Source organism: Abyssisolibacter sp. ZYX002 (assembly GCF_056892235.1).
The window spans coordinates 1,319,365-1,326,931 of record NZ_JARMXH010000001.1 but is presented as its reverse complement, the minus strand read 5'-3'; the positions used below and the strand labels follow the sequence as shown (position 1 = coordinate 1,326,931).

General features: G+C 28.5%; 5 protein-coding genes and 4 tRNA genes. 8 read left to right on the top strand and 1 reads right to left on the bottom strand.

The window, feature by feature from the left end; all coding sequences use genetic code 11:
• The first annotated feature begins 30 nt into the window (after positions 1 to 30).
• The 4 genes from P3X86_RS05970 to P3X86_RS05955 all read left to right on the top strand — a co-directional run bounded on the left by P3X86_RS05970 (position 31) and on the right by P3X86_RS05955 (position 392).
• Positions 31 to 105 (top strand) — tRNA-Gly (locus tag P3X86_RS05970).
• 30 nt (positions 106 to 135) lie between these two features.
• Positions 136 to 212, top strand: a tRNA-His gene (locus tag P3X86_RS05965).
• A gap of 20 nt (positions 213 to 232) precedes the next feature.
• A tRNA-Cys gene (locus P3X86_RS05960) sits at positions 233 to 306 on the top strand.
• 9 nt (positions 307 to 315) lie between these two features.
• Positions 316 to 392, top strand: a tRNA-Arg gene (locus P3X86_RS05955).
• 185 nt (positions 393 to 577) lie between these two features.
• On the opposite strand, the gene P3X86_RS05950 is transcribed toward P3X86_RS05955, so the two are convergent.
• Positions 578 to 2,065 (bottom strand): GIY-YIG nuclease family protein, encoded by a 1,488-nt coding sequence (locus tag P3X86_RS05950; RefSeq protein ID WP_483291714.1) that lies wholly within the window; start codon positions 2,063 to 2,065, stop codon positions 578 to 580.
• A gap of 900 nt (positions 2,066 to 2,965) precedes the next feature.
• Between P3X86_RS05950 and P3X86_RS05945 the strand changes: the two genes are divergently transcribed.
• The 4 genes from P3X86_RS05945 (at position 2,966) to P3X86_RS05930 (ending at position 7,553) form a co-directional block, all read left to right on the top strand.
• A complete protein-coding gene (locus P3X86_RS05945; RefSeq protein WP_483291713.1) occupies positions 2,966 to 4,468 on the top strand; it encodes an alpha-amylase in 1,503 nt (500 codons plus the stop codon).
• 240 nt (positions 4,469 to 4,708) lie between these two features.
• Entirely contained in the window at positions 4,709 to 6,394 is a 1,686-nt protein-coding gene (locus P3X86_RS05940; RefSeq protein WP_483291712.1) for a MutS-related protein, read from the top strand.
• A 59-nt stretch (positions 6,395 to 6,453) separates the two neighbouring features.
• Positions 6,454 to 7,020 carry a Type 1 glutamine amidotransferase-like domain-containing protein gene (locus P3X86_RS05935; RefSeq protein WP_483291745.1) on the top strand — a complete coding sequence of 189 codons (567 nt, stop codon included), beginning with the start codon at positions 6,454 to 6,456 and terminating at the stop codon, positions 7,018 to 7,020.
• Positions 7,017 to 7,553 carry a flavin reductase family protein gene (locus tag P3X86_RS05930; protein WP_483291711.1) on the top strand — a complete coding sequence of 179 codons (537 nt, stop codon included), beginning with the start codon at positions 7,017 to 7,019 and terminating at the stop codon, positions 7,551 to 7,553. Before P3X86_RS05935 ends, P3X86_RS05930 begins: the two co-directional genes overlap by 4 nt.
• The last annotated feature ends 14 nt before the right edge of the window (positions 7,554 to 7,567 follow it).

Here is a 7,567-nt window from a genome sequence, read left to right as displayed (position 1 = left end):
TAATTTAAAGGATAATTTATTGGTTTATATGCGGAAGTGGCTCAGTGGTAGAGCATCGCCTTGCCAAGGCGAGGGTCGCGAGTTCGAATCTCGTCTTCCGCTCCATAGATACTAATATAAAATACATGATACGTGGTGGGTATAGCTCAGTCGGTTAGAGCGCCAGATTGTGGCTCTGGAGGTCATGGGTTCGATTCCCATTATCCACCCCATTAATATTTTAGGATTTTACGGCGGCATGGCCAAGTGGTAAGGCAGAGGACTGCAAATCCTTTACCCTCAGTTCGAATCTGAGTGCCGCCTCCAATTATATATGCACCTATAGCTCAACTGGATAGAGTGCTTGACTACGAATCAAGAGGTTGGGGGTTCAAGTCCTCCTGGGTGCACCAAGTAAAAGATAGAGAGTTGATGGAACAATCGATTTTCTATTTTTTTTGCATTTTTACAGGTTTATAAGCAATGAAGTACATATAATTGAACGTGAAAATAGTCAAAGCAAATTATATACTTTGACTGTTTTTTTGGGTCTAAAAATAGTACTTTTATTCTTAGTTTATAAAAAAATCTAGAGATATTAAATATCTGAATTGCAATATATATTTTGTTCTAATGATGCTCGATACTCCGTAGCTAATATAGTTTTTCTAAATTCTGCGCTTGGGTCAATCTCTGTTATTGTATTTGCTAGCTCGTCTATAGAAACTTTAAAAAATTCTTTTCTATAGTTTACTTTGTTAACTCTATTATCAGAGAAAATTTTATGCAACTTGTTCTCTAAAGCAGGAGCATCTTCTGAAAATATAAAGCTATGTACATCGAAAGGAAATGGTACGCTTGCGCTACTGAGTTCCTTAATTCTGTCTAATGGTTCAAGTCTTCTAGTCATTCCAATTTTAAAGATATTACTACCAAATGATCCTATATTACTTATAACATATATATTGCCAGCCTTTCCATTTTGCAGATTTATAATAGTTTCTTTTTTCTGCTCTACATCTAATAGCATTTGTTCTAGCTTTTCAATCCTATCTAATAGTTTTTGACGTTTTTTCATATCAAGTTCATCATTAATTTTAGACTTAATGTTGTTAATTTCTGATTCATATTTTAATTCTTCTTTGGCAAGCTTTTTCTTTTCTTCTGCGAGTTTTCTTTGTTCAGCCTTTTCTTGAGCAATTTGTTCTTTTAATAATCGTTGTTCTTCTTTATTTCTTTCTCTGGTTACATAGTATTGATATTCAATATCTATCAATTGATTGTAAAGGTATTCTACTTCTCTAATAAATTTTGCTGTTGTATTATATATTGTCTTATTACCGTCTATTGCAATAGCTAAGTATTTTAAAATCATTTTTTCTAATGATTCTTTGCTCTTGTCAAGATTAGTATATCTAAGGTTTATTATTATATTTTGAAGTTCAGAATTAAGTGAAAGAACCATTAGGTTGTATAGTGATTTATTTGTTTTAGTTGTGTACCTATTTTGATAGTCGTTTACTAATTTCTCAATATCTTTTTTTATTTTAGTGGATTGTTTTTTTAATATTTTAATGTCATCAGAATGTATGGGGAAGTTCACTGCTGGGGCTAATAAATCTAGTTCATATTGACTTATATCATCAAAATCATCATAAAGTCTATAAGATTCAATAGAATGTTTGATTGACATGTATGAATTTTTTAAACTTTCAATTTTGGATTTTAAGTTACTTTTTTGTTTTATTAACCTTTCTACTTGCGATTCTAATTTAAGAAATTTTTGTTTAGTTTCTATCCTTTTAAATTCAGTAACAACGATAGTTTGTGCTAGTGTTTTTTCTTTCTCAAGTAATTCATTTTTTATTATATTAGCTTCTGTAGTTGCTTTTTCTAAGAGTAAATTTGCATCATCATTAATTTTATTGTTTAAATTAGAGTAATAGTTTTTGTCAAATTTATATTGCATGAATAAAAGTATAATTCCTATAATTGCAGGAATTATAGCAAGCCACAAACAAAACATGATAGAGATAAAAGGAGTTGATAAATACCATGGTCTTTTAATAATATATTTATTTTTCATTAAATTCCTCCTATACAGTTATATAAAGATTAACATTCATCCTATTTTTATGTTTGTATACAAGTAAAATGCCAAATATACTAACCTTTGGGCATATCTAAAAATACCGATGCCTTTTCAGTTTAAACTACTAAAATTTTTTAAAAGAAAACTTATCAACTTCAGTAGAAATTCAATGATGCTAGAGGTTTTGTTATTAAAGTGTTTAGTTATATAAAAAATTCAAATCATCACTCCTTTACTTATATGTTATATCAATACCATAATTCTACAAAATTAACAGAATTCCTTTTATTTTTACGGTTTTAAAAAGTATTTTGTATTAAAGAATTATGAAAAATAATATGATTGACAAATATATATATTTTAAATAAACTAATGATAAGATATTAGCTATTTTATTTATGTTTAATTGTTATAGGTTAATTTTTATTAATGTCTATTTAAGAAAAGAATTTTACAAATATATATTAATAAAATTTTGCCAATTATATTATAGCCATAATATAATTAGTAATTGTTTATATAAAACATAAAAAAAGTAAGCTTAACTTTAGATATTATTGAGAAAAGAATAAAAATATGGTAAAATACAAATAAGAAATCTTTTCTCTCAAAACCTATATATACCATAGTCCATTTTTTTTACCTGATTATGAAACCGTTTGCAAACATAAAATGTAAATTTATATTTATTATAATTTAGTTCGACACATATTGCGTTTTTTTCACAAAAATTATATTGAAAGTATTATTTTTAATATAATTTTTACTACAAATCATGAAAACGGTTTCACTAATTTGGGCAATTTTCTAATTTATATATTTTTATTTAGTTTTTATAAAAGAGATTGGAGAGATTTCAAAATCTTATTTTTATAATTGAAGGAGGATTTAGTTATGAAAAAGAAAGCCGTTTTATCTTTAGTTTTGATTGCATTATTATCTATCAACAGTTGCATGGTTTTCGGTAGTTTTAATGGAACTATAATGCAATATTTTGAGTGGTATAATTCAAACGATGGACAGCATTGGAACAAGGTAGCAAATGATGCAAAACATTTAAGTGATCTTGGAATAACTGCTGTTTGGTTACCGCCAGCATATAAAGGACATAGTGGAATTAATGATGTTGGTTATGGAGTATATGATCTTTATGATTTAGGTGAATTTAATCAAAAAGGTACTGTTAGAACAAAGTATGGAACTAAAGATCAATATCTTAACGCTATAAACCAATTGCATAAAAATAATGTACAAGTATACGCAGATATAGTATTGAATCATAAAATGGGCAATGATTACAATGAAAATATAACAGTTACTGAAGTAAATCCTCGTAATAGGTATGAAAATTATAGTACATTCACAAAGAATTGCCCAACGGGATATACATTCCCAGGACGTAATGGAAAATATTCAATTTTTACATGGAATCATACTCATTTTGATGGTATTGATGATTACGGAAAGATATATCGTATTTATGGTAGAAGCTGGGACAATAATGTAGATTGGGAAAATGGAAACTATGACTATCTGATGGGAGCAGACCTTGATATGCAAAACTCTACAGTTGTTAATGAACTAAAAAATTGGGGTAATTGGTATACAAGCTTTGCTAAATTAGATGGATATAGAGTAGATGCTATTAAGCATATTAGTACAGATTTCTATAGCGATTGGCTTGATAATCAACGTAGTGTTTCAGGTAAAGAACTTTTTACTGTAGGAGAATATTGGAGCGCTGATTTAAGTAGACTTGAAAATTACCTTAAAAAAACTAATTATAAAATGAGCCTTTTTGATGTACCTCTTCATTCACAGTTTGTATCTATATCTTATGGGAACGGTAATTTTGATATGGGTTCATTAGGACAAAATACATTAACAAAAAAGCATAGTACAAAATCTGTTACTTTTGTTGACAATCACGATAGTCAGCCAGGCCAAATGCTTGGACCTAGTGTAAATGAATGGTTTAAACCACAAGCTTATGCATATATATTAACTAGACAAGAAGGATATCCGTGTGTATTCTACGGAGATTATTACGGAGTTAGTGAGCCAGGAAAAACTATAACATCTATAAAAGAAAGACTAGATGTATTATTAAAGGTTAGAAAGGATTTAGCTTTTGGTTATCAACGAGATTATTTTGACCATAAAGATATAATAGGATGGACAAGAGAGGGAGATTCTGAACATCATAAATCTGGAATAGCTGTTCTACTTAACGATGGTCCACAGGGAAGCAAATGGATGTGTGTTGGAAAAAAACATGCTGGAAAAGTTTTTTATGATATAACAGGAAATTCGTCTCATACTGTTACTATAAACAATGATGGATGGGCCGAATTTAAAGTAGGTGGGGGATCTTACTCTGTTTATGTTATTCGTTAAAAAGTCATTCTATGGCTTTAGTTAATAAATACCCCTTAGCAACGAAAAGAGCGAATATTTTTAAATCGCTCTTTTCGCATATATTTAAATAACATTTTATAAAAATAATGGATTAATAAAGAAATAATATGTTTGACAAATAACTTGGTATTACTTAAAATATTCATAAGATATCTAATTAGTATTAATTGATTAATAAAAATGTTAAAGTTTGTTGCTAGATTATAAAGGAGCGAAAGTATGAAAATATTAACCATAGTAGTAGTTGTTGTTGCTATATACATATTCATTGTAGTAAGAAATAAAGCAAGAAATAAAAAAGCATTAAAAGAGATACAATTTAGGTTTGGCAAAAAAGTTCAGAGAAAAAAATATAGTTGTAAAGAAATAGAGTACTACTGGAAAGAGCGCACTAAAAATATAAATGATGATGAAAAAATAGATGATATTACTTGGAATGATCTTGATATGGATAATGTATTTATGAGGATGAATGATTGTAATTCTTATGTAGGAGAGCAGATATTGTATTCAAGATTACATTGTATACCTAAAGGTGATAGTAGTACCAAAATATTTGAGGATAAAATGGCGTTTTTTTCATCTAAAATTGAAGAAAGAAGTAAGATACAGCTCTTACTAAATAGCTTAGGGAAATATAAAGATAATTATAATCTTCCTATATTTTTAGCTAATTTAAATTTAAATAGAATACTGAATATATGGAAGTATAAAATGTTGCAAGTATTATTAATTTTATCGATAATATTTCCTATAGTTATGCAAGATACTAAATACTTCTTAATAACGTCAATGGTATTTGCATTAAATGTGATGGTTTATTGTCTTAGTAAAGCTAAGTATGAACTTAATCTTGATATGTTAGAGCATGTAGTTGCGATGGTAAATGTTGCAAATAAAATATCTAATAATAAAGAATTTTCTTATGAAAGCACGTTTGGTGATTTAAAGAAAAAAACTATACCATTTAAAAAGATAACGAAAATGCTTGCATTTATAAAATTCAAAAAGGATGCGTCTATATCAGGAGATGTTTTTGCACTATTATATGATTATATAATAGGGGCAACAATGTGGGATATTGTTGCATATAACAATATTATTGATCTATTAGAAAATAAAAGAGAAGAATTCATGGAGTTATTTGAAGCTTTAGGAGAGATAGATGCTACTATATCAGTTGCTTCATTTAGAAAGAGTTTACCGTTTTTCTGTAGACCAACATATGTTAAAAAGCATGAATTGAATATGGAAAAATTATATCATCCTCTGATAGATGAACCTGTTTGTAATACAGTCAATATAAAAAATAGTTCTATTATAACAGGGTCAAATGCATCAGGTAAATCTACGTATATTAAAGCTGTATCAATTAATATTATTTTAGGACAAAATATAAATACTTGCATGGCTGAGAAGATATCTTTTCCAAGAGCTTATGTTATTACATCTATGGCTGTTAGAGATGATTTAATGGCGGGTGATAGTTATTTTATAAAAGAAATCAAATATCTTAAGCGAATAGTTGAGCGGGCTAATCAAGGTAGATTTATGGTTTGTGTAATAGATGAAATACTTAGAGGCACAAATACAGAAGAGAGAATTGCATCTTCAGCTTCAGTTATGAGCTTTTTGAAAAGTAAGAATTGTATTGCTATAGTTGCTTCACACGATTTTGAGTTAACACAGATACTTGCAGGTCAGTATGATAACTATCATTTTACAGAAAAAATAAACTCAAATGACATAGTGTTTGATTATAAAATCCATGAAGGTGCTTCTAATTCAAAGAACGCAATAAAACTTTTAAAATATGTTGGTTTTCCAGATAAAATAATCAAAGAAGCTCAAATGTTTAATTATAATGAAATTAATATATCTAGAGATCGCTTAGCAAAAGGCTAAGAACAGGAGCTAAAAATGATTATACTAAATGGCGTTCATATTATCCTGAATCACTACAAATTGATAAAGAATGGACAAGGCATATTTCTAAGCAAGATTTGATATCGTTTATTCCTTCTGCTACTGTTAGATCAAAAGAAGAATATCTAGTCTTTTTTAAAAAATATATGAAGAATTATGAATTAACTAATATTATATCCCTTGATTTATATGAAATTGGATGGAAAGAGAAATTGAAGAAATCTAAAGTAATATTTATAGCAGGTGGAAACACATATAAATTACTTGATATAGTAAGGCAATCCGGATTTGATGAGTTTATTAGAGATAGGCATGAGGATAAAATTATAATAGGAAATAGTGCAGGAGCGGTTATCATGGGATTAGATATAGTTACAGCTAATAGTAATGATATAATTGGATTATCGAATACTAAGGGTATGGGTTTAGTCAATTATTCTATATGTCCTCATTATACGAGTGATAAATATGCTAAATTATTAGATAAATCTAATAAACTAAAACATGAAATAATAGGGTTACCAGAGGAGTCCGCTATAATAATCGATGGCGATAAGGAGCATATAATTAATGAAATAGAAATAATAAAGGGGTGTAAAAAATGAAAAAAACACATAATGAATTAATTGATGGCATAAAAGCTTTGCCTCCATTTCCAGTCGTATTTGTAACGGTAGGGAAAAATATAATGGTAGCAGGTGCATTTCATTTTTTTTCTTATAATCCCCCATCAGTAATGGTTGGTATAAAGCCAGAAAAATATACATATGAGTTGATAAAATCAATGAAAGAATTTGCTATAAATATACCTAGTAAGGAACAGCTTGACAGTATAAAAATATGTGGAAGTCTATCAGGGCGAAAAGAAGATAATAAATATGAGCGAGCAGGGTTGACACATAAGCAAGGTAATAAGATTAATAGCTATATAGTTAATGAATGTAGTGTAAATTTAGAGTGTGAGGTTGTACATGAGATAGACTTTGACGGTAGCCATAAATGGTTTATAGGCGAAATAAAACAAGTACATGTAGATGAAAATTATAGAAGAAGCGATACTTTGATGTTCTGGCTTGGGCAATTTAGAGAAGTAGGCGCTTTGATAGAGGGAAGGAAGGATGAAGATATATTTTTATAAAATTGCTAATAAAA

What these genes read in the sequence shown, in the direction of transcription:
- P3X86_RS05930 (WP_483291711.1), top strand. Translation starts at nt 7,017, where the DNA reads ATGAAAAAAACACATAATGAATTAATTGATGGCATAAAAGCTTTGCCT.
- P3X86_RS05950 (WP_483291714.1), bottom strand. Translation starts at nt 2,065, where the DNA reads ATGAAAAATAAATATATTATTAAAAGACCATGGTATTTATCAACTCCT.
- P3X86_RS05945 (WP_483291713.1), top strand. Translation starts at nt 2,966, where the DNA reads ATGAAAAAGAAAGCCGTTTTATCTTTAGTTTTGATTGCATTATTATCT.
- P3X86_RS05940 (WP_483291712.1), top strand. Translation starts at nt 4,709, where the DNA reads ATGAAAATATTAACCATAGTAGTAGTTGTTGTTGCTATATACATATTC.